9 protein-coding genes, 4 tRNA genes, 3 rRNA genes and 1 pseudogene are annotated in these 20,588 nt (G+C 44.9%); 1 reads left to right on the top strand and 16 read right to left on the bottom strand.

What is annotated here, in order from left to right:
- Positions 1-262: 262 nt before the first annotated feature.
- The 14 genes and pseudogenes from J5X96_RS05465 to wecA all read right to left on the bottom strand — a co-directional run bounded on the left by J5X96_RS05465 (position 263) and on the right by wecA (position 14,855).
- A complete protein-coding gene (locus J5X96_RS05465) occupies positions 263-1,042 on the bottom strand; it encodes a hypothetical protein (RefSeq protein ID WP_209362111.1) in 780 nt (259 codons plus the stop codon).
- A 21-nt stretch (positions 1,043-1,063) separates the two neighbouring features.
- On the bottom strand, positions 1,064-1,717 hold the full coding sequence (gene cas4 / locus J5X96_RS05460; protein WP_209362105.1) for a CRISPR-associated protein Cas4: 654 nt from the start codon (positions 1,715-1,717) through the stop codon (positions 1,064-1,066).
- Between the two features lie 13 nt (positions 1,718-1,730).
- The gene (gene cas7c, locus J5X96_RS05455) at positions 1,731-2,570 is read right to left on the bottom strand and encodes a type I-C CRISPR-associated protein Cas7/Csd2 (RefSeq protein ID WP_209362103.1); all 840 of its coding nucleotides are present in this window, start codon (positions 2,568-2,570) and stop codon (positions 1,731-1,733) included.
- A 21-nt stretch (positions 2,571-2,591) separates the two neighbouring features.
- A pseudogene (gene cas8c / locus J5X96_RS05450) lies at positions 2,592-4,625 on the bottom strand (type I-C CRISPR-associated protein Cas8c/Csd1).
- Positions 4,626-4,630: 5 nt separating this feature from the next.
- Entirely contained in the window at positions 4,631-5,353 is a 723-nt protein-coding gene (gene cas5c / locus J5X96_RS05445; protein WP_209362101.1) for a type I-C CRISPR-associated protein Cas5c, read from the bottom strand.
- A gap of 7 nt (positions 5,354-5,360) precedes the next feature.
- Positions 5,361-7,835 (bottom strand): CRISPR-associated helicase Cas3', encoded by a 2,475-nt coding sequence (gene cas3, locus J5X96_RS05440; RefSeq protein ID WP_209362099.1) that lies wholly within the window; start codon positions 7,833-7,835, stop codon positions 5,361-5,363.
- A gap of 177 nt (positions 7,836-8,012) precedes the next feature.
- A 5S ribosomal RNA gene (gene rrf, locus J5X96_RS05435) occupies positions 8,013-8,128 on the bottom strand.
- A 172-nt stretch (positions 8,129-8,300) separates the two neighbouring features.
- Positions 8,301-11,197: ribosomal RNA gene (locus J5X96_RS05430) — 23S ribosomal RNA — on the bottom strand.
- A gap of 250 nt (positions 11,198-11,447) precedes the next feature.
- Positions 11,448-11,523 (bottom strand) — tRNA-Glu (locus J5X96_RS05425).
- A 105-nt stretch (positions 11,524-11,628) separates the two neighbouring features.
- Positions 11,629-13,168, bottom strand: a 16S ribosomal RNA gene (locus J5X96_RS05420).
- Together the 16S, 23S and 5S rRNA genes with 4 tRNA genes alongside form the textbook arrangement of a ribosomal RNA operon.
- A gap of 186 nt (positions 13,169-13,354) precedes the next feature.
- Positions 13,355-13,431: transfer RNA gene (locus J5X96_RS05415), tRNA-Pro, on the bottom strand.
- Between the two features lies 1 nt (position 13,432).
- A tRNA-His gene (locus J5X96_RS05410) sits at positions 13,433-13,508 on the bottom strand.
- Between the two features lie 30 nt (positions 13,509-13,538).
- Positions 13,539-13,615, bottom strand: a tRNA-Arg gene (locus tag J5X96_RS05405).
- Positions 13,616-13,781: 166 nt separating this feature from the next.
- Positions 13,782-14,855 (bottom strand): UDP-N-acetylglucosamine--undecaprenyl-phosphate N-acetylglucosaminephosphotransferase, encoded by a 1,074-nt coding sequence (gene wecA / locus J5X96_RS05400; protein ID WP_209362097.1) that lies wholly within the window; start codon positions 14,853-14,855, stop codon positions 13,782-13,784.
- Between the two features lie 125 nt (positions 14,856-14,980).
- Between wecA and hemL the strand changes: the two genes are divergently transcribed.
- Positions 14,981-16,264, top strand: coding sequence for a glutamate-1-semialdehyde 2,1-aminomutase (hemL, locus tag J5X96_RS05395; RefSeq protein ID WP_209362095.1), 1,284 nt, complete (start codon positions 14,981-14,983; stop codon positions 16,262-16,264).
- Positions 16,265-16,398: 134 nt separating this feature from the next.
- Here hemL and J5X96_RS05390 read toward each other — a convergent pair whose 3' ends face one another.
- Together J5X96_RS05390 and J5X96_RS05385 are read right to left on the bottom strand one after the other, a co-directional pair.
- Positions 16,399-18,318 (bottom strand): BCCT family transporter, encoded by a 1,920-nt coding sequence (locus tag J5X96_RS05390; protein WP_209362093.1) that lies wholly within the window; start codon positions 18,316-18,318, stop codon positions 16,399-16,401.
- 64 nt (positions 18,319-18,382) lie between these two features.
- Positions 18,383-20,410 (bottom strand): BCCT family transporter, encoded by a 2,028-nt coding sequence (locus tag J5X96_RS05385; protein ID WP_209362091.1) that lies wholly within the window; start codon positions 20,408-20,410, stop codon positions 18,383-18,385.
- Between the last annotated feature and the right edge of the window lie 178 nt (positions 20,411-20,588).

The following is a 20,588-nucleotide window of genomic DNA, read 5'->3' as shown; positions in this document are numbered from 1 at the left end:
ACATTTGACAGGGTAGGGCTACCTGAGAATCGGGTAGGTCGGATTCTTAAATCCGACATTTTCAAAATTACCGAAACAATTTTAAATTACATAAATATCAGATAGCTGTCGGATACAAGTATCCGCCCTACACAGACTACACTTTGGGGATTGATTAAGTTGGGCTACCTGAAAATGGTACTAACTCATACTTATTTCCATCCCATAACTTAAACTCTAAAAATTTTGGCTTGCCCTCTTCTGTTAAATCAAACTTAGTAACTTAAATAGAAACAAAATTTTTATTATTTTTTAATAATTCATTTGTTAAATTAAAAATGCTTTTAGCAATTTTCTGCATTTCCATTGTATAAAATATACTAAATCCTGCCAGTGATTGTCCTAATTTAAAAGGCATATAGGTACTACCATCGTCTAGTGTTATGGCACTATTGATATTTGAATTCCTATAAGACTTTATATCTTTTGTATCTGAAATAATTGGAGATATGCCAATCATATTCTCTACTTTACAGTGCTTAATGAGATCAGGTTTTTCCTTGTGAATAATTTCTAAAACATCTTTTTCATACCAAATATCTCCATATCCTTTCCCGTGTTGTTTACTAACAACAAAAAACACCTCACTATCCGTTACAAGCCCCAAAGCAATCTCGCCAGTCCTCTTAATAAAATCATTTTTTACTATTTCTCCAAGGTGGAAATGCTTAATACCAAAATTATCTAACATCCCATCAACTGAATTAGCAATGATTGATGACTTACTCAAATAAGCATTAACATCTTCTCCATTAATTAATTTTTCTTTTAATTTATCAAAGCCTTTTTTATTTTCGGGAGAAATAGAAAATTGCTTAGATAAAATAACATTTCTGGGTTTGGCAATTACTAATTTCGAACGATAATTAAGATATTGTATAAAATATGGAACTTCTCCAGATTCATCATAATCAATATTCTCTTTTATAAATTTATCTTTTGCCCAATTATTTACTATTAAAAGAGCATCATCATAAGTAAATTTCATTGATTTTTTGTGCATAATTTAAAATCCTATATTGTGTTAATATTCCACAAACAACCTCGCCACATACTCCACACTCCTATCCCGTTTCCCCAGCAACTCAGGCTGGCAAATCTCCACCAGAGAGCAGGCTTTGCAGCGTTTGCCGTAGTCGGGCGGTGGGGTTTGGCCGCTGTTTAGGAGTTCGCGCACGGCGGCGATGGTGGCAAGTGTTTGGGCACGCAGGTCGTCTGAAAACGTGATGGGGACGCGATGGCGGGTTTGCATATACCACAGCGCGCCTTCGTTAACGGTTTGCCCTGTCATTTCTTCCAAGCACAAGCCTTGGGCGCAAAGCTGAATTTCGTCCATCGGGTCGGGTTTGGGCTTGCCGCGTTTGTATTCCACGGGTTTCAAACGGCCTGTTTTCGTGTCCACTTCCACCAAATCCAACACGCCACTGATACCCAGTTTCTCCGCCGATACATGCACCGTCCGCTCAAAACGCACACCCTTGCGCGTTTCTGGCTCGCCCGAATCCACCCGCTCATGCAGCGCTCTGCCCTGCGCGGTCAAATAGTTCTCTGCCCACGCCTGCTCGTTGTGAATCAACGCGCATTGACGCGGACAGAAAGCGTAGTGTTGTAGTGCGGAAAGGGGAATCAGGCGCGTGTCCTGATTTCCCCCTTGGGTTTCGGTTGAAAGTGCGGTCATCTTTTTGAATATTTTAGAAGCCGCCGATTTCCTGCGGAACTAAACTATCAAGGTTTTCCAGTTCATAGCTGCCGTCAGCATTCACTTTCAGGCTGCCGTGCACTTTGGCGGAAGAGTATAGCCCTGCTTTGCTGTTGTGTTCCCACCAGATAAGTTTCAACACCTGCATGCTGCCTTCGGGGCGGGCGGATGATGCGTCTCCTTCAAAGAGTTTGGTAAGTACGGTTTTGATTTTTTCGGCATCGTCGTCTGAAAAGCCGGTGCGCTCGGCAAGCTGCGGCGACATCGCGCCGAAGGCGACATACACGCCGTTATCGACGCGGTGTTTCATGCCCATGGTGTCGGAAGATTTTTTCGTGCCATCACCTTCGCCGCTGACGCTTTTGGTGATCTGGGTGCTGGTGATGTTAATCGGCTCGACGCTAAATGCGGATTGAATAGTAACGGGGCCGCACACAGCGATGGATATGCCGCTGCTGCCGTCGCCGCTGAATGCGAAGACTTGTCCGAAGCTGCGTACATCCAGCCATTTTTCGCAGGCTTTTTTGGCGGTGTCGTCTTTGTTGGCTTTTTTGGCGTTAAAGGCATCCGCACCCAAGCCGACATCTTTGTCTTTGGCGCGGTTGGCCAGGCTGGTCATGCCGTCGGTTTTCTTTTCGTCCGATTGTACGAAGATGCTCTCGCCACTGTCTTGCAGGCGGTCGCGGATTTTGCGTTTCAGGCACACATCGGTCATTTCGCCGAAACCTTGGAAATCAGCACGCGGGCGGTTGCCGTTTAAAGGGTCGCCGTTAGGGTTGGCGTTGGTTACTTTCAGGATTAAGGCAAAGTCGATTTTTTTGGTTAAGCTCATTTTTGTTTTCCTTTAAATGGGTTATTCGTGGGTTTCGGTTGCTTCTTGCTCGGGTTGGTTGGATTTGTTGCGATACGCCATTTTTTGGCTGTGGTATCCTAACAGGAATTCCGGTTCCAAAGGTTTGTCTAAATCGCATCCTTCCTGTTTCAAATCATCCAGCACGCATATAAGCTGATTAATTTCGTTTTCTCGATTACTAAAAAAGCCTATCGGACTGGTTAGAACAAATTTTTCCGAAATCCTAATTGGGTAGTCTTTACGCAATCGATCTTTATACGGTTTCAGATTGGTTTCAAGCTGCTCCCATGTATGAAACGGACGTATAACAAAACGCTGCATATAGTTTTCCGCATTGGTTGCACGGGTTTCGTTGGCTATTCTCAATGCGGTGCGTTCTAAATGTTCGGCAACTGCTAGTAATCTGCCAAATATATAATCGCGCGAGCAGTTTTGGGTATCCAAACTCATAAGGTAAGTTCTCCGTTGTGATAAATCGTGATGACGGGCGCGCCAGCCTTTGTATAGGGCGCAGGCGACGCCGATGTTTCTTTGCCACTCCCAGTTTTCGCAGCCGTTCGGGTTGCAGGCTGCCTGAAAACTCTTTTGCACCAAATCTTCAGGAATCGGCACGGATGTTCCGCCTGCAATAACGGGCAGAAGTCGAGCGTAAAGCTGTTTTTTGAGCGTGTCGGACAGGGATTTGCCGTACACGGTATCGGCAATGCTGTAAGGCGACGGCGGGACGAAGCGCCATTGGGTGCGCTTGTCGTTTTTTTTGCCGTTTGGGACTTCAATGCTGTAACGCTGATACCAAGAAAAATCGTCAATCCACGCGTCTAAATTGGCGAAATAGTCAGCAGGCAGAAATTCTTGGTAATAAGTTAATGCCATGCGCCCCGGCGTGGCAGAATCGAGCATAATCAGGGATATTTGTTCGTACTCTTTCAATTCCGCCTGATAGCCGTGCAGTTTCTTTTTGATGATTTGCGCAGCAGCGCGCCCGATATTTACAGACCAATCAAGGGATGGCTGTTCAGACGATGCTTGCGACGAAAATTCATCAGGATTTTCAACCGCACTTATGTCCAAATTATCCCAATCAATTTCGCTGTAAATGTCTTTCATCGGAGATGGTACGGGTTTGCCGCTGATTGCCCAAGCGACGGTAACTTGATCTCCGTTTCGGATGCCTTGACGGGAAATCAGCCAACGCAGCGCGCTGTGTGCCTTGGCGGACACATCTGCCGATACGCTGGCGGCTTCTTCGGCGGTAGCAAAACGCCCGCGAAAGGTGTAGCCCGCCGTATCGTTGGAAGAAATCAGTTTGGCTTTATCGCCCGTGTGGCGCAGTTTGGCGGGATGCATGGTGGAAATGACGGCTTCTTTGCCCTGCACTAGGCAAAAGCCTTTTTCGGCTTTTTCCGAAGCAACGTAATCCGCCCAAGATTGTTGTATGGTTTTGTCCATCCACGTTTGGCTGTGTACGTCGCCCGCAATTTCCACTTGCTAGCAAACCAATGCCGAGCCGAATTCGATTTCACCTTTAGTTTTGGGCAGCACGGAGAAAATCGGCGGCGCATCGCCTTCGGCTTCCCATTTGTTCAGCACTTTGTTACCGGAATCGAACTGAAATATGCCTGCTTCCACCAAATCGGCAACTAGCCGCCCTTTGGAAACATAGTTCAACACAGCCTGCACTTTGGGATGAGCAAAAGGCGATTCGCACCATGCTTTGAGTTGTTTCAGGTAGCCATCAAAATAGGCTTTCTTTTCGCCGCCGTAATCGACGTAATCCTTGGCGACATATTGAATTTTGTCGGCAAGTGGATGCGGAGCTTCGCCGCTGGTGCGGTTTTCAGACGACTCGGTGGCAGGCAGCAGAATCGCCGTTTTTGGCGGCATAACGCGTGCCGTCTGAAAATTGCCTTGTCCGTCAATCACGATGACGATGTGCGCGTTTTGGATGGTATGCCCGACCGGCGTCAGCGGCTCGGCATCATCGGTAACACCCTGTTCCAGAATGCTTTCATACGTCCGATAAAGTTTCTGCATCCAGCTCATAATTCCAGCTCCTTGGCTTCATCTTCCACAGGCTTGACGTTTTCGCTGCATTTGAACGGTTTTTCAGGTTGCATTTTGCGGATAAACCGGGTTTTCAGGCAACCTGCACTTTCGTTTACACTGGGAAACTCAATCACGCCGTTTTGCATGTTCGCCATCCAAAAACGACTGACCAATTCGGGCTTTCCGGTTTCTTCGGGATAGCCGAAGCTGTGGAACATCAGACCGAAATCCAAATTACCGTATCCATTGTAAAAGCCTTCACCTTCGCCAAATTCACAAGGCTCAACATAGCCTTGGCAATCGCGCGTGCCGAGAAAAATATCCTGTCGCCCGCCGCGTTCCAACATTCTTCTGGCAATGGCGATATGTTTGCCGAAATTGCGGTCGCCTGCCAATTCTTCCCAATGTTCGTTCCATTCAAAATGTGCCTCCACTTGGTATTCCACGTCCTGCAAAAAGGTGTAAATCGCCAAAGTGTTGCCGCCGTTCCAGTCCAGCGGTTTGGTGGACTTGCTTTGGGTGCGGATGGGTTTCATCACGCGGATGCGGTCGATATGCCAAATCAGCGTGGGCTTCCAGTAAATGCTTTTGACAATGCCTTTAATAGCTTCGTATGTCGGCACTTGGTAGCTGAATTTTTCGCCGCCAATTTTGGTAACAGGGTCGGTAAACAAGGCTTGCCGCCCCCATACGTGGAAACTGATTTTGCTGTCCATATTGCTCCTATAAGTCGTAAAAAGTCATTTCGCTTGTTTCATCTAAAGACAAGCCGAATTCATCGTTGTAATGGCGTTCATCCAAATAATAAATGCCCGAACCTTCGATGGTTTCATGCAGGACGTTTTCTTTTTGTAATTTATCCCAAACGTTGGGGAAGACATTCACGCTGTAACGCTGGGCTTTTTGCAAAGTGCGGTGCATTTCTTTCGGATTCCATTCGCCGCAGAGTTTGGCAATGAGTTCCGTACCTTCGTCGCCATACGGCACAATCACGGCGCGTGTCGGCGCGTCTATGGCTTGGAAAGCGCGCCCTGCACTTTTGAAGGATTGCATCAGCAACGGCAACGGTTTGCTTCTTTTACTATTTTTTTCACCATAAGGATTCAGCGCGTTATCGCTCAACCAATCCAGCAGTGAACCCGTTGCGCTGTTTTTGACGGAATACGCCATTTCATCGCTGCGCTGGTAAAAATAGTATTCAAAATAACGCTCCATCGCGGCAGGCTGCAAAATATCCTGCCCAGCAAAATCGCGAAACACACGTTCGGCATGGATTTTGCCTGCCTGAATATCGGGTAATATCCGCGTAAAATCTTGCTCTTGCAAATTCAACACCCAAACCTGCCCTTTGCCTTCTTTCTCGCCGTGCCGGTTGCAGCGCCCTGCTGCTTGGGCAATACTGTCCAGCCCACCCAAAGCTCGAATCACACAAGCCATGGAAATATCCACACCTGCTTCTATGAGTTGAGTGCTGATGCAGATAACGGGTTCTTTGTTTTTTAGACGAGCTTTGATGGTGTCAAAAATCGCTTTGCGGTGCGCCGCGCATTGGTTGGTACTTAAATGAAACAAGGCCTCAGGCGGCACGTTCTGCCTTTGGCAATATTGATAAAGCTCCTGCGCCCATTTTTTAGTATTGACGATAAATAGGCAGCTTGGGGTCGTCTGAAACTGTTCCAGCAAAAACACGCCCGCTTCTTGCACATTCCAGCCGCCTGCTTTTTCGTTGAATCGAATTTCCACGCGCGATAAATCGGCAAATAATTTGTCTAAATCCTGATGCTCGCCCATGATTTCGGCATGTGCAGGCTGCTTTAACAAACCTCGTGCGGCAATGCTTTCCCTTTTATCTTTTGGGAAATTCTGCAAACCCGATTCACCGAGTAAAGGTTGCGTCGCTGTACACAAAACCGCCGTGCTTTTGCCAAATGCCGTCAACCAGTTCAGCACATTGCAAAACAAATGTACGCATTTCACAGGCAGGGTTTGGATTTCGTCAAAAATCAGCACTGCATTGGTTATCGGATGGATATGGCGTGCGCCGCGGGTACCGCAGCCGAGCCAAGCATCCAAGAACTGCACCATCGTGGTAAATACAATGGGCTTATCCCAGTTTTCGGATAATAGCTTGTCCTGCCAGCTTTGTTTTTCGGGTTCTAAATTGGAATGATGTTCAAGCACCCAATCTTCGCCAAGAATTTCGCGCACGGCTTGGGCATTTTGGTCGATGATGGAAGTATAGGGAATGATGTAGATAATACGGTCGAGATTGTGCTTTTGCGCATGATGGAGGGCATAGCGCAGACTGGCCAATGTTTTACCGCCACCGGTCGGCACGGTCAGCGTATAAATACCTTGAGAATCGACCGCTCTTTTTAGGCAGTCGTCTGAAATTCGACGGCGGATTTCGTCAATGGGATAACGGTTTTCAAAACCTGCTAATTTGGCTTCCAATTTATCAATCGCCGGTTGCCAATCTGGTTTTTCAGTCAAGCGGCGTACTTCTTTTTGCGCTTCCCGCTCAAAATCCGAGCTGTTGATACGGTCGGCATCAATCAGGCAACTGAATAGGAAACGTGTCAGACAGCCGAGATAAAATTCTTTGATTTTGTTATTGGTGGCTTGGTCAGAGAGAATCGGTTTCACTGCATTTAGCAGGCTGCGAATTAGGTTTTCACCGGTCAGTTCTTTCGCTTTTTGCAGAACAGCTTCATCGGCATTTTGCTCGCATTCCGCCAAATGCGTCAGTTCATCAGTTTTATTAAACCGCTCAATCCATTTTGGATTACCTTCTTCATCCAAACAGTCAATCAAGCCTTCGCCGTGGTGTGATGCAATGCACAAACCCAGCATTTGTCCGAACAATTCGCCGATGCCCTGCTCTGCACCAAATTTTCTTAATTCGCGGTAAACCCATTGTGCACCGGCGGTGGAGTGGTCAACTTTACTGCCGTTCGGCGTACTTTCTTCATCATCCAAATCGGGATTAAAAAAACCGGTTTCATCATGGAGATATTTTTGGAATTTGCGGGAATATTTACCGAAATCGTGCATGAGGCCAAGTAATTCACCAACAAAACCTAAATTCAGTTTTGCGGCAAGCTGCCCAGAGATAGTAGAGGTTTCTAGTAGGTGATCAATAAGTAATTGCTGTAATCCATCAAGTTTACGTACATGAGCAATTGCATCTTTAGGCATTAAGAATCTCCTTTTGCTCAAAATAATATCAAAATCTTGAAGAAGGGTATCAAAAATTTTTTACGTAACCAAATACATAAACTTTATTCTGAGATATTCATCACATTTTACTTTTATGGGCTAACAGCCAAAAGCAAAAACCCCCGATGCTCTCACATCAGGGGTTCATGCGAATAAACTTGGCGGTGACCTACTCTCACATGGGAACATCCCACACTACCATCGGCATAACAGCGTTTCACTTCTGAGTTCGGTATGGAATCAGGTGGGTCCACCGCATTATCGCCGCCAAAAATCGGTCGATGATATTCTTCTCTTTCTCTCTTATCTCTTTCTTTTTATTTCTCTGTCTTCTTCAAACTAAAACAAGCTGACTCTCCACTTTCTCTTCTTCGTCTCGTCTCTTAACTGTTACCTTCTACTTCGCTCCATGCTCCAGGTCTCCCCAAAACACTTGAGCGTTGTATGGCTAAGCCTCTCGGGCAATTAGTATGCGTTAGCTCAATGTATCACTACACTTACACACCGCACCTATCTACGTCTTAGTCTTAAACAACCCTTACACACTTGATGTGTGGGAGAACTCATCTCTTGGCAAGTTTCGTGCTTAGATGCTTTCAGCACTTATCTCTTCCGCATGTAGCTACCCGGCAATGCGTCTGGCGACACAACCGGAACACCAGTGATGCGTCCACTCCGGTCCTCTCGTACTAGGAGCAGCCCCAATCAATTCTCCAACGCCCACGGCAGATAGGGACCGAACTGTCTCACGACGTTCTAAACCCAGCTCGCGTACCACTTTAAATGGCGAACAGCCATACCCTTGGGACCTACTTCAGCCCCAGGATGTGATGAGCCGACATCGAGGTGCCAAACACCGCCGTCGATATGAACTCTTGGGCGGTATCAGCCTGTTATCCCCGGAGTACCTTTTATCCGTTGAGCGATGGCCCTTCCATGCAGAACCACCGGATCACTATGACCTACTTTCGTACCTGCTCGACTTGTCTGTCTCGCAGTTAAGCTTGCTTATACCATTGCACTAACCTCACGATGTCCGACCGTGATTAGCAAACCTTCGTGCTCCTCCGTTACGCTTTGGGAGGAGACCGCCCCAGTCAAACTACCCACCAGACACTGTCCGAGACCACGTTTCGCAATCTTCGTTAGAACATCAAACGTTAAAGGGTGGTATTTCAAGGACGACTCCATAATCACTGGCGTGACTACTTCAAAGTCTCCCACCTATCCTACACATCAAAATTCAATGTTCAGTGTCAAGCTATAGTAAAGGTTCACGGGGTCTTTCCGTCTAGCCGCGGGTACACCGCATCTTCACGGCGATTTCAATTTCACTGAGTCTCGGGTGGAGACAGCCTGGCCATCATTATGCCATTCGTGCAGGTCGGAACTTACCCGACAAGGAATTTCGCTACCTTAGGACCGTTATAGTTACGGCCGCCGTTTACTGGGGCTTCGATCAGGAGCTTCTCTTTCGATTACACCATCAATTAACCTTCCAGCACCGGGCAGGCATCACACCCTATACGTCCACTTTCGTGTTTGCAGAGTGCTGTGTTTTTAATAAACAGTTGCAGCCAGCTGGTATCTTCGACCGGTTCAACCTTCGCCCGCAAGGGACTACAATCTACGCCGGCGCACCTTCTCCCGAAGTTACGGTGCTATTTTGCCTAGTTCCTTCACCCGAGTTCTCTCAAGCGCCTGAGTATTCTCTACCTGACCACCTGTGTCGGTTTTCAGTACGGTTTAGTAAAGCCTTTCGCTTAGTGGCTTTTCCTGGAAGTGTGGTATCAGTTACTTCAGCTCCGTAGAGCCTCGTCATCATCTCTCAGTGTTAAGGAAGTCCGGATTTGCCTAAACTTCCCACCTACCAACTTAAACGTACATATCCAACAGTACGCTAACCTAACCTGCTCCGTCCCCACATCGCAGCTTTACCAAGTACGGGAATATTAACCCGTTTCCCATCGACTACGCTTTTCAGCCTCGCCTTAGGGGCCGACTCACCCTGCCCCGATTAACGTTGGACAGGAACCCTTGGTCTTCCGGCGAACGGGTTTTTCACCCGTTTTATCGTTACTTATGTCAGCATTCGCACTTGTGATACGTCCAACAGCCCTCTCGAACCATCTTCATCCGCTTACACAACGCTCCCCTACCCAACAGACTTTCGTCTGATGCCGCAGCTTCGGTGCTATATTTGAGCCCCGTTACATCTTCCGCGCAGGCCGACTCGACTAGTGAGCTATTACGCTTTCTTTAAATGATGGCTGCTTCTAAGCCAACATCCTAGCTGTCTAAGCCTTCCCACTTCGTTTCCCACTTAATATAGACTTTGGGACCTTAGCTGGCGGTCTGGGTTGTTTCCCTCTCCACGACGGACGTTAGCACCCGCCGTGTGTCTCCTGAGTATCACTCTTCGGTATTCGTAGTTTGCATCGGGTTGGTAATCCGGGATGGACCCCTAGCCGAAACAGTGCTCTACCCCCGAAGGTGTCCGCTCAAGGCTCTACCTAAATAGATTTCGGGGAGAACCAGCTATCTCCCGGTTTGATTGGCCTTTCACCCCCAGCCACAAGTCATCCGCTAATTTTTCAACATTAGTCGGTTCGGTCCTCCAGTTAGTGTTACCCAACCTTCAACCTGCCCATGGCTAGATCACCGGGTTTCGGGTCTATACCTTGCAACTCAACGCCCAGTTAAGACTCGGTTTCCCTTCGGCTCCCCTATTCGGTTAACCTCGCTACAAAATATAAGTCGCTGACCCATTATACAAAAGGTACGCAGTCACCCTTGCGGGCTCCCACTGCTTGTACGTACAAGGTTTCAGGTTCTATTTCACTCCCCTCACCGGGGTTCTTTTCGCCTTTCCTTCACAGTACTGGTTCACTATCGGTCAATCAGGAGTATTTAGCCTTGGAGGATGGTCCCCCCATCTTCAAACAGGATATCACGTGTCCCGCCCTACTTCTCGTTAGCTTAGTACCACGACCTGGACTTCGAGTACGGGGCTATCACCCTGTGTCGCCAAGCTTCCCAGCTTGTTCCTCTGTCTCTATCGCTATCACTAACAGGCTCTTTCGCTTTCGCTCGCCGCTACTCACAAAATCTCGGTTGATTTCTTTTCCTCGGGGTACTTAGATGTTTCAGTTCTCCCGGTTCGCCTCACTTACCTATGAATTCAGTAAGTGATAGTAGATTCTTCATCTACTGGGTTTCCCCATTCGGACATCTTGGATTAAACGCCTCTTATCGACTCATCCAAGCTTTTCGCAGATTAGCACGTCCTTCTTCGCCTCTGATTGCCAAGGCATCCACCTTGTACGCTTTGTCACTTAGCCATACAACCTCAAGTATTCTTAGGATGAACAATCTGATGAAGATAAAATGGAATTTAAAGTTAAAATTCACTTTACATCATAGATTGATGCTAAAAACACGTTAGGTTTGTCAGCCGTAACAGTTAATTTATTCAGAATCATTGCCTTTTATCAATGACCCTTACTCAGACTTTCTTGAAAGTCTCGTTTTCAGCTTGTTTCCAGTTTGTTAAAGAACAGTTTATTAAGAAGACAAAAAATCATCTTTAAATGGCGTCCCCACGGGGATTCGAACCCCGGTTACCGCCGTGAAAGGGCGATGTCCTAGGCCTCTAGACGATGGGGACAACATGTAAAGATATTCTTCACATCTTGCTTTATTTGTTTATTCTTCTTTTGTTTACAATCATCAGCCAAACTGTGTGGACACTTAAAGTCAATTCTATCTTTGGTAAGGAGGTGATCCAACCGCAGGTTCCCCTACGGTTACCTTGTTACGACTTCACCCCAGTCATGAATCATACCGTGGTAAACGCCCTCCCGAAGGTTAAGCTATCTACTTCTGGTACAACCCACTCCCATGGTGTGACGGGCGGTGTGTACAAGGCCCGGGAACGTATTCACCGCGACATTCTGATTCGCGATTACTAGCGATTCCGACTTCATGGAGTCGAGTTGCAGACTCCAATCCGGACTTAGACGTACTTTCTGAGATTCACTCCACCTCGCGGCTTCGTCACCCTCTGTATACGCCATTGTAGCACGTGTGTAGCCCTACTCGTAAGGGCCATGATGACTTGACGTCATCCCCACCTTCCTCCGGTTTATCACCGGCAGTCTCCTTTGAGTTCCCGACCGAATCGCTGGCAACAAAGGATAAGGGTTGCGCTCGTTGCGGGACTTAACCCAACATTTCACAACACGAGCTGACGACAGCCATGCAGCACCTGTCTCATGGTTCCCGAAGGCACTCCCGTATCTCTACAAGATTCCATGGATGTCAAGAGTAGGTAAGGTTCTTCGCGTTGCATCGAATTAAACCACATGCTCCACCGCTTGTGCGGGCCCCCGTCAATTCATTTGAGTTTTAACCTTGCGGCCGTACTCCCCAGGCGGTCGATTTATCACGTTAGCTACGGGCACCAAGCTTAAAGCTCAATCCCCAAATCGACAGCGTTTACAGCGTGGACTACCAGGGTATCTAATCCTGTTTGCTCCCCACGCTTTCGCACATGAGCGTCAGTACATTCCCAAGGGGCTGCCTTCGCCTTCGGTATTCCTCCACATCTCTACGCATTTCACCGCTACACGTGGAATTCTACCCCTCCCTAAAGTACTCTAGCTACCCAGTCTGAAATGCAATTCCCAGGTTAAGCCCGGGGATTTCACACCTCACTTAAATAGCCGCCTGCGTGCCCTTTACGCCCAGTTATTCCGATTAACGCTCGCACCCTCCGTATTACCGCGGCTGCTGGCACGGAGTTAGCCGGTGCTTCTTCTGTGATTAACGTCAATTTGTTGCGCTATTAACACAACAACCTTCCTCGTCACCGAAAGAACTTTACAACCCGAAGGCCTTCTTCATTCACGCGGCATGGCTGCGTCAGGGTTGCCCCCATTGCGCAATATTCCCCACTGCTGCCTCCCGTAGGAGTCCGGGCCGTGTCTCAGTCCCGGTGTGGCTGGTCATCCTCTCAGACCAGCTAGAGATCGTCGGCTTGGTAGGCCTTTACCCCACCAACTACCTAATCCCACTTGGGCTCATCTCATGGCATGTGGCCTTGCGGTCCCACACTTTCATCTCTCGATTCTACGCGGTATTAGCGACAGTTTCCCGTCGTTATCCCCCTCCATAAGCCAGATTCCCAAGCATTACTCACCCGTCCGCCACTCGTCAGCAAGAAAGCAAGCTTTCTCCTGTTACCGTTCGACTTGCATGTGTTAAGCCTGCCGCCAGCGTTCAATCTGAGCCATGATCAAACTCTTCAATTCAAAAAGTTTAATCGCTCAATACTGCTGACTTAATTAATCATCTATATAAATAAACGAATCTTCGTAGCACTATTCAGTTCAATTTTAAAATTCTTTAATGATAAAAACGAATCTTCAAGTGCCCACACAGTTTGTCTGATTGATTGTTAAAGAACAAAAAATTCTGAGAAACCTCAGAATTTAAATTGGTCGGCGAGATAGGATTTGAACCTACGACCCACTGGTCCCAAACCAGTTGCGCTACCAAACTGCGCTACTCGCCGATGGGGTGGCTAATGGGACTTGAACCCACGACAACCGGAATCACAATCCGGGGCTCTACCAACTGAGCTATAGCCACCATATTTAATAAGTTGAACTTGCATGACCTTGGCGCGCTCGACAGGATTTGAACCTGCGACCTTTGGCTCCGGAGGCCAACGCTCTATCCAACTGAGCTACGAGCGCTAGAAGCGTCGTTGCGGGGCGTATATTAAAAGTTTAGAAAGTGCTTGTCTAGCTTTTTTTTGTAAAATTTTATCACCAGCTATTTTTTTAACCAAAATGAATATAATTTATAAAATTTCTGGTTATTTTTTATTTAACTCTAACTTTTTAGTGAAAAATTTAACATCTATTTAGTTTTCGCCCGTTTAGCCGCTCGGCGTTTCAGACGACGTATCCAACGGGTAATCTTCCAAGCTTTCGTAATAGAATAAGAATAAAGGAAAAAGAGAATAATAAATGCGATGAACATGATCCATTCATTAATATAGTAAATTTCCCCTAAAATCCCAAAGCAGGCACACAATGCCGCGACAAAGGTAATTAACAAAAACGCCTGACGGGAAGTTAAACCTGCACGTACCATCAAATGATGGACATGTAAGCGGTCCGGACGGAATGGGCTCTTCCCTTTTCTTAAACGACGATAAATAATCGCCACCATATCTACCAACGGAATAGCAATCACCCAAAGTGCGGTCACCGGATTCATCGGATGACCTTTGCCTTGCGTACTTAGCAATAAAATCCAAATAATCGTAAAACCGATCAGCGTACTGCCGGCATCGCCCATAAAGACTTTAAATTTCGGTCCCAACGGAATCCCCAGATTCATCATTAAATAAGGAATCGTTGCAATAATTAAGCCAAAACTCCAATACGCCAAATCCATTTGCCCATCACGATACATCAAAATACCGATTGCAGCGAAAGAAACACAAGACAAGCCGCCCAGTAAACCGTCAATACCATCGATCATATTAAAAGCATTAATAATGCCGATGGTCGCTAAAACAGTAATAATCAAGCCGATAGATCCTAACGTAAGCTGAAATGGCCCTAAAATTTGCCCTAAATGATCGAGGTAAACATTCCCCATATCGATCATGAGAATAGCTAAAAATGCCTGAACGCCTGCACGCAAGAAAGGACTAATGTCATAACGGTCATCAATAATGCCCATTAATAGCAAGACTAAAATACTGAATAAATAAAGATAAGGTAAACGCGTTTGATCCCACTGCATGAGATAAAAACAAAGATTCCCCATAAACAATGAAATGCCGCCAATTAACGGAATTGCGCCTTGATGGCGTTTACGATAGTTAGGTTTATCCACCAAACCGATTTTAATCGCAACGGGGCGCATCACAAGTAAAGTTAAAAGTGCCCCAAGAAATGTAACAAATAACGTCAATAGCATAGGTTTTCCAATGAAAATAAAATGCGCAAAGGATATCACAAAGGCAAAAGGCTACATAAATATTTTTACTCACCTTCCTTTTTTTCAGTACAATAAAGCACTTTTTGTATATAAGGATAAAAACGATGGCAAATTCAACCGCACTTTTCTCCCGCGCTCAACATGTTATTCCGGGCGGCGTTAATTCACCGGTTCGCGCTTTTAACGGTGTCGGCGGCACACCGGTCTTTATTGAAAAAGCGCAAGGCGCTTATATTTATGACACAGACGGTAAACAATATATCGACTACGTAGGGTCTTGGGGCCCAATGATTTTAGGACACAATCACCCCACTATTTTAAATGCCGTGATGAAAACCGCACAAAATGGCTTGAGTTTCGGCGCACCGACACCGTTGGAAATCGAACTCGCCGAATTAGTGTGTGAACTTATCCCTTCAATTGAAATGGTCAGAATGGTGAGCTCCGGCACCGAAGCTACGATGTCAGCCATTCGCCTAGCCCGTGGCTATACAAATCGAGATAAAATTATCAAATTCGAAGGTTGCTATCATGGTCATGCGGATTCCTTATTAGTCAAAGCCGGTTCCGGCGCATTAACATTGGGACAACCTAACTCACCGGGTGTGCCGGCAGATTTTGCCAAACACACGCTCACCTGTACCTATAACGACATCGACTCTGTCAAACAAGCCTTCGAGCAATATCCTGACGACATCGCTTGCGTGATTGTTGAACCGGTCGCGGGCAACATGAACTGTGTTCCACCAAAAAATGATTTTCTGCAAGGGTTACGTAAACTTTGCGATCAATATGGCGCCGTATTCATCATTGATGAAGTAATGACCGGTTTCCGTGTGGCGCTTGGCGGTGCACAACGTTACTACAATGTCACACCGGATTTAACCTGTTTAGGCAAGGTGATCGGCGGTGGTATGCCGGTGGGTGCCTTTGGCGGTAAGAAAGAAATTATGCAATACATTGCCCCAACTGGCCCGGTTTACCAAGCAGGCACCTTATCCGGCAACCCGATTGCCATGGCAGCCGGTATCGCTTGCTTAACAGAATTGAAAAAAGCCGGTAATGAGCAAAAACTGGCGCAACAAACCGAAAAATTAGCAAAAGGCTTGCAACAGTTTGCCGATAAGCATCAAGTGCCGTTTACCGTCAATTATGTCGGTGGCATGTTCGGCATTTTCTTTACTGATAAAAAAGAAGTGACTTGTTATCAGGACGTGATGACGTGCGATACCGAAAAATTTAAACGCTTTTTCCACAAAATGTTAGATTTAGGCGTTTATCTGGCGCCGTCTGCATTTGAGGCGGGCTTTATGTCTCTTGCGCATTCTGATGAAGACATCAAGCGCACGCTAGCGGCAGCAGATATTGCTTTTGCTGAATTGGCATAATGCATAAAACGCAAAGTGCGGTCAGTTTTACAAACGTTTTTAAATCTGACCGCACTTTAGTCTTATTATTCAGCCAGTTCTGTGCTCATCAGACATTAACTCTCGTCCATCATGCTGAACTTATGAGACAGGAATTATGAAATAACAAAATCCAGTTCTTTCATGTATCGCTCATAACATTGCAAGATGTCCACGATCAAATCCTCTTCCTTTGTGATATTCAAAGGATAGCCTTCCAATTGCATATTTGTTGAAACCATTAATGCATGATGAACTTGTGCTGTTTCAGATACAGCCTTCTCAAACAAGGTAATTTGGTAAAAAAAATCTTCTGCTAGTCCATTTTCAATAAAAAGAACCAGTTGATTATTATCGCTACCAAAATGTTGCTGTAATGTCACATTTAAACCATAGGTACCAATGAGTAGCTGGCGTAACTCTCTCATTGCTAAAAGTGAAGTTGTTTTTAAATGGAAAATGGCGTCATCTTGCTTCGATTCAATCATTAACTGTCTTAAACGGCTACGCCAGTTTGCACCTGTCCACAAATCTGAAACCTCTGTGGAATAATATTGACGTTCAAATCGTAAACCTTTTAACAAACTCCATACTATCACTGACATCAACAGAGCAAAAGGTAAAGAGAAAAACAACATCGTTGATTGGAGTATTTCAATACCACCAAAAAGATAAAGAACAAACGTAACCGCTGACAATAAACCACCCCAAAATATAGATTGCCAACGAGGTGAAACCTGGCTTTTGTCTTCAATCACGATATTATTAAGCGTATAAATACCAAAGTTAATGGTGACGATAAAAAAGAGCGTGATAATAAATAAAGCTAACGTTTTAGTTAAGCCGGAATAGGGTAAATAACTCAAAAAATCAAAAAGAAGTGATCCCACATTATTTACAGCTTGACCTAATGCCCCCTTAGCAAGATGCTCATTCACCCAAATTGCTCCATTACCAAATACTGTGAACCACAAAACGAAGAATAAACTAGGTACCATTAATACGCCGAAAATAAACTCCCGCAAAGTTCGTCCGCGAGAAATCCGTGCGATAAAAATCCCAAAACCGGGCGCCCACGAAAACCACCATGCCCAGTAAAAAACTGTCCAATCCATAAACCAGTCTAGATGTTCTACATCATAGGCATAAGCCTTGAAGCCAACTCTAATTAAGCCGCTTAAGTAGGTACCAATATTTTCCGTAAAAGCAGAAATTAAATATATTGTCGGACCGAATAGCAAAACCAATAGCATAAAGAGAAATGTAACGCCTAGATTTAGCTCACTAAGAATTCGGAACCCGTTGGCGATACCCTGCAGTGAAATTAAGATAGCAATGATAAAAACACTCACTAAAATAAGGGGAACCAAATAGGGTGAGTTATCCAATAAATGCATTGAATGGAATGCGGCAACCAACCGAATCGCACTGTAACCTAAGGTTGCGACTACACCAAATAAGGTGGTACAAATCCCAAGAATATCAATGACATCTCCTACTTCTCCATTAATCTTTTCTTTCAGTAAGGGATAAAAACAAGAGCGTAAAGAAAAGGGTAATTTATAGCGAAATCCAAAGTAAGCAATCGTAAGTGCAATTAATCCATAAATAGCCCAAGCACTGATACTCCAATGAAAAATACTAAAAAATAATGCCGTTCGAACTTTCTCATATTCACCTATTGGTGAAAGAAAATGTGAAAGCGGTTCAGCAACGCCAAGGAAAACAATGCCAATACCAATTCCAGAGGTAAAGAGTAATGCAATCCAAGAGCTTAATTTAAACTCTGGCTCCTCCTCATCGCTCCCCAGCTTAATATCGCCATACCGCCCTAATGCCAAGAAGAGTAAAAAGAATAGAAAAAATGCACTCAGTAAAATATAAAACCAACTAAACTGAGAGAAAATAAATGCTTTCGCCGCAGCAAGATAAGATATCGTTTGCTGCGTATCAAATAAAAGGGCTGCAATAATCGCTAAACTAAAACCTAAACTACCCCAAATAACATTTGCTTTGAAAGTATTTCGTATCTTCATATCTGTTTTAAAACAAAAAGCGCGGTTAAAAATTTAGAGGATTTTCAACCGCACTTTAGTCTTATTATTCAGCCAGTTCTGTTTGCTCGTGTGCCATCAATTCTTGACCAACATCATCTAGCAAACTTAAATAACGTTCATAATGTTTCAACATATCGGCAATTAATTCATCTTGATCCATATATTGCACATCATAACCCACTCGTCCATCAAAGAAATAGGTGTATGGCTCATAAGTCATACTATGCTGGATATGTGGCAAGTTATCATCATTAATTAATTGCTCTGACACCTCACGACCGATAGATTTCACCCCATACATAAAGTCTCGCATCGATTCTTTTTGAATGACCAATTCCACTGCAGGCTCATCTTGTTCAAATAACGTGTTAATTTGTACACTCAATTCATATTTACCAATTAATTCTTGGCGTAGCTCACGCATAGCCGGTAATACCGTATGTTTAAGGAAGCGTAAAATATCTTTTTCTTGCGTTTGGTTCATCATTTGTTCCAAACGTTCTTTCCACTTATCCCCCGTCCAGAAAATACTGGTTGGATTAACTTTGGTATCAAAATATTTTTTATCCGCATTCAAGCCTTTCCATAAACTAAAACACATCAACAACATCAACATGGCGAAAGGTAACGCCACTAATAGTGTCATTGCCTGTAGATTAGCCAAACCGCCTGATTGCATCAAAACAATGGCGACAACTGACATTAATATGCCCCACATCACGGCCTGCCAACGAGGTGCTGCAAGGCTTTTATCGCGTGATGCAATGTTATTTAATACATAAATACCGGAGTCTGCTGAGGTGATAAAGAATAAAGAAATCACCACCAAGCTCACTAAGCCCGTCACGCCAGAAAGCGGTAAATAATCTAAGAACTTAAAGAGCAACGTTTCAGGCGAAGAAATCATTTGCCCTAACGTACCTGCAGCTTCACCATCATTCAACCAAATGGCTGTATTACCAAATACGGTAAACCACAAGATACCGAACATGCTAGGAATCACCAACACGCCGAAAATAAATTCACGAATTGTACGCCCTTTCGAAATACGAGCAATAAATAAACCGACAAATGGCGCCCAAGAACACCACCATGCCCAATACAGAATTGTCCAACCGCTAAACCAGCCAGTATGTTCTTGTTCATAAACATAGGTTTTGAAGCTTAATTGTACCAAGTTGCTGAGGTAGGTTCCGATGTTGTCGCTAAAAGCGGATAACAAATAAAGTGTTGGCCCCGTCACTAAGACGAAAATCAACAAACAGAAAGCGAGTGTTAAATTCAGCTCACTTAAGATTTTTACCCCTTTCCCTACACCGGAAATCGCGGAAAATATCGCTAAACTCATTACCACGGCAATTACGACAACTTGCAAGCTGAAGCTATTTTCACTAATCCAGCCTAATTGATGTAAGCCTGCACCCAATTGTGATGCACCAAAACCTAATGTCGTGATAACACCAAATAAGGTGGCAAGTAACGCCATAATGTCGATAAGATCACCTAACTTGCCATTAATACGCTCTTTCAATAACGGATAGAAACAAGAACGTAATGCCAAAGGTAATTTGTAACGGAATCCAAAGTAAGCTAATGCCAACGCAATCGTGCCATACACCGCCCAGGCATGAATTCCCCAATGGAATAAGGTGTGTAACAAGGCTTCTTGTTGTTTATGCTCTGCTGTGCCCGTAGTAATGTCAGATAAGTAATGTGTTAAGGGCTCTGCCACACCAAAAAACATCAACCCCACCCCCATACCGGCAGCAAATAACATCGCTAACCAAGAGAGAAAACCGAATTCAGGCTCTTCTTCATCATTACCCAGTTTGATATTACCTAGGCTACTGACCGATAAAATGACTAAAAAGCCCAAAAATACTGAGAATGCTAAGACGTAAAACCAACTAAAGTTGGCAAAAATACCCGATTTGGCGGCATTTAATAAAGTTTGTGTTTGTTCCGGTGCGATTAAAATCATCGCAACAAGTAACACCACAAAAAATAACGTTGCACCAATCACTAAAGGATTGAACGACGTTTGTTTTTCTATAAATTTAGATAAAGACAAGCTTTCTCCTTAAAAATCAAGTGAATAAAAATAAATCAGATTAAATAAAATAAGGTCTTAAGACCAAAATGAGCGATGGAACCATCGCAAATGACAGCACGGAGAAGTGCGATTTTGAAGGAAACGCTCAGTAGGATTTAAGTGAACTGTTTCCAAATGCGAAATTTATACTAACAAA

It is taken from the genome of Aggregatibacter sp. 2125159857 (genome assembly GCF_017798005.1).
Classification (GTDB): Bacteria; Pseudomonadota; Gammaproteobacteria; order Enterobacterales; family Pasteurellaceae; genus Aggregatibacter.
Note: the sequence above shows the minus strand (reverse complement) of the source record. Positions and strands in the feature narration are given on the sequence as shown.

What these genes read in the sequence shown, in the direction of transcription:
- cas4 (WP_209362105.1), bottom strand. Translation starts at nt 1,717, where the DNA reads ATGACCGCACTTTCAACCGAAACCCAAGGGGGAAATCAGGACACGCGC.
- J5X96_RS05390 (WP_209362093.1), bottom strand. Translation starts at nt 18,318, where the DNA reads ATGAAGATACGAAATACTTTCAAAGCAAATGTTATTTGGGGTAGTTTA.
- hemL (WP_209362095.1), top strand. Translation starts at nt 14,981, where the DNA reads ATGGCAAATTCAACCGCACTTTTCTCCCGCGCTCAACATGTTATTCCG.
- cas3 (WP_209362099.1), bottom strand. Translation starts at nt 7,835, where the DNA reads ATGCCTAAAGATGCAATTGCTCATGTACGTAAACTTGATGGATTACAG.
- wecA (WP_209362097.1), bottom strand. Translation starts at nt 14,855, where the DNA reads ATGCTATTGACGTTATTTGTTACATTTCTTGGGGCACTTTTAACTTTA.
- cas5c (WP_209362101.1), bottom strand. Translation starts at nt 5,353, where the DNA reads ATGGACAGCAAAATCAGTTTCCACGTATGGGGGCGGCAAGCCTTGTTT.
- cas7c (WP_209362103.1), bottom strand. Translation starts at nt 2,570, where the DNA reads ATGAGCTTAACCAAAAAAATCGACTTTGCCTTAATCCTGAAAGTAACC.
- J5X96_RS05465 (WP_209362111.1), bottom strand. Translation starts at nt 1,042, where the DNA reads ATGCACAAAAAATCAATGAAATTTACTTATGATGATGCTCTTTTAATA.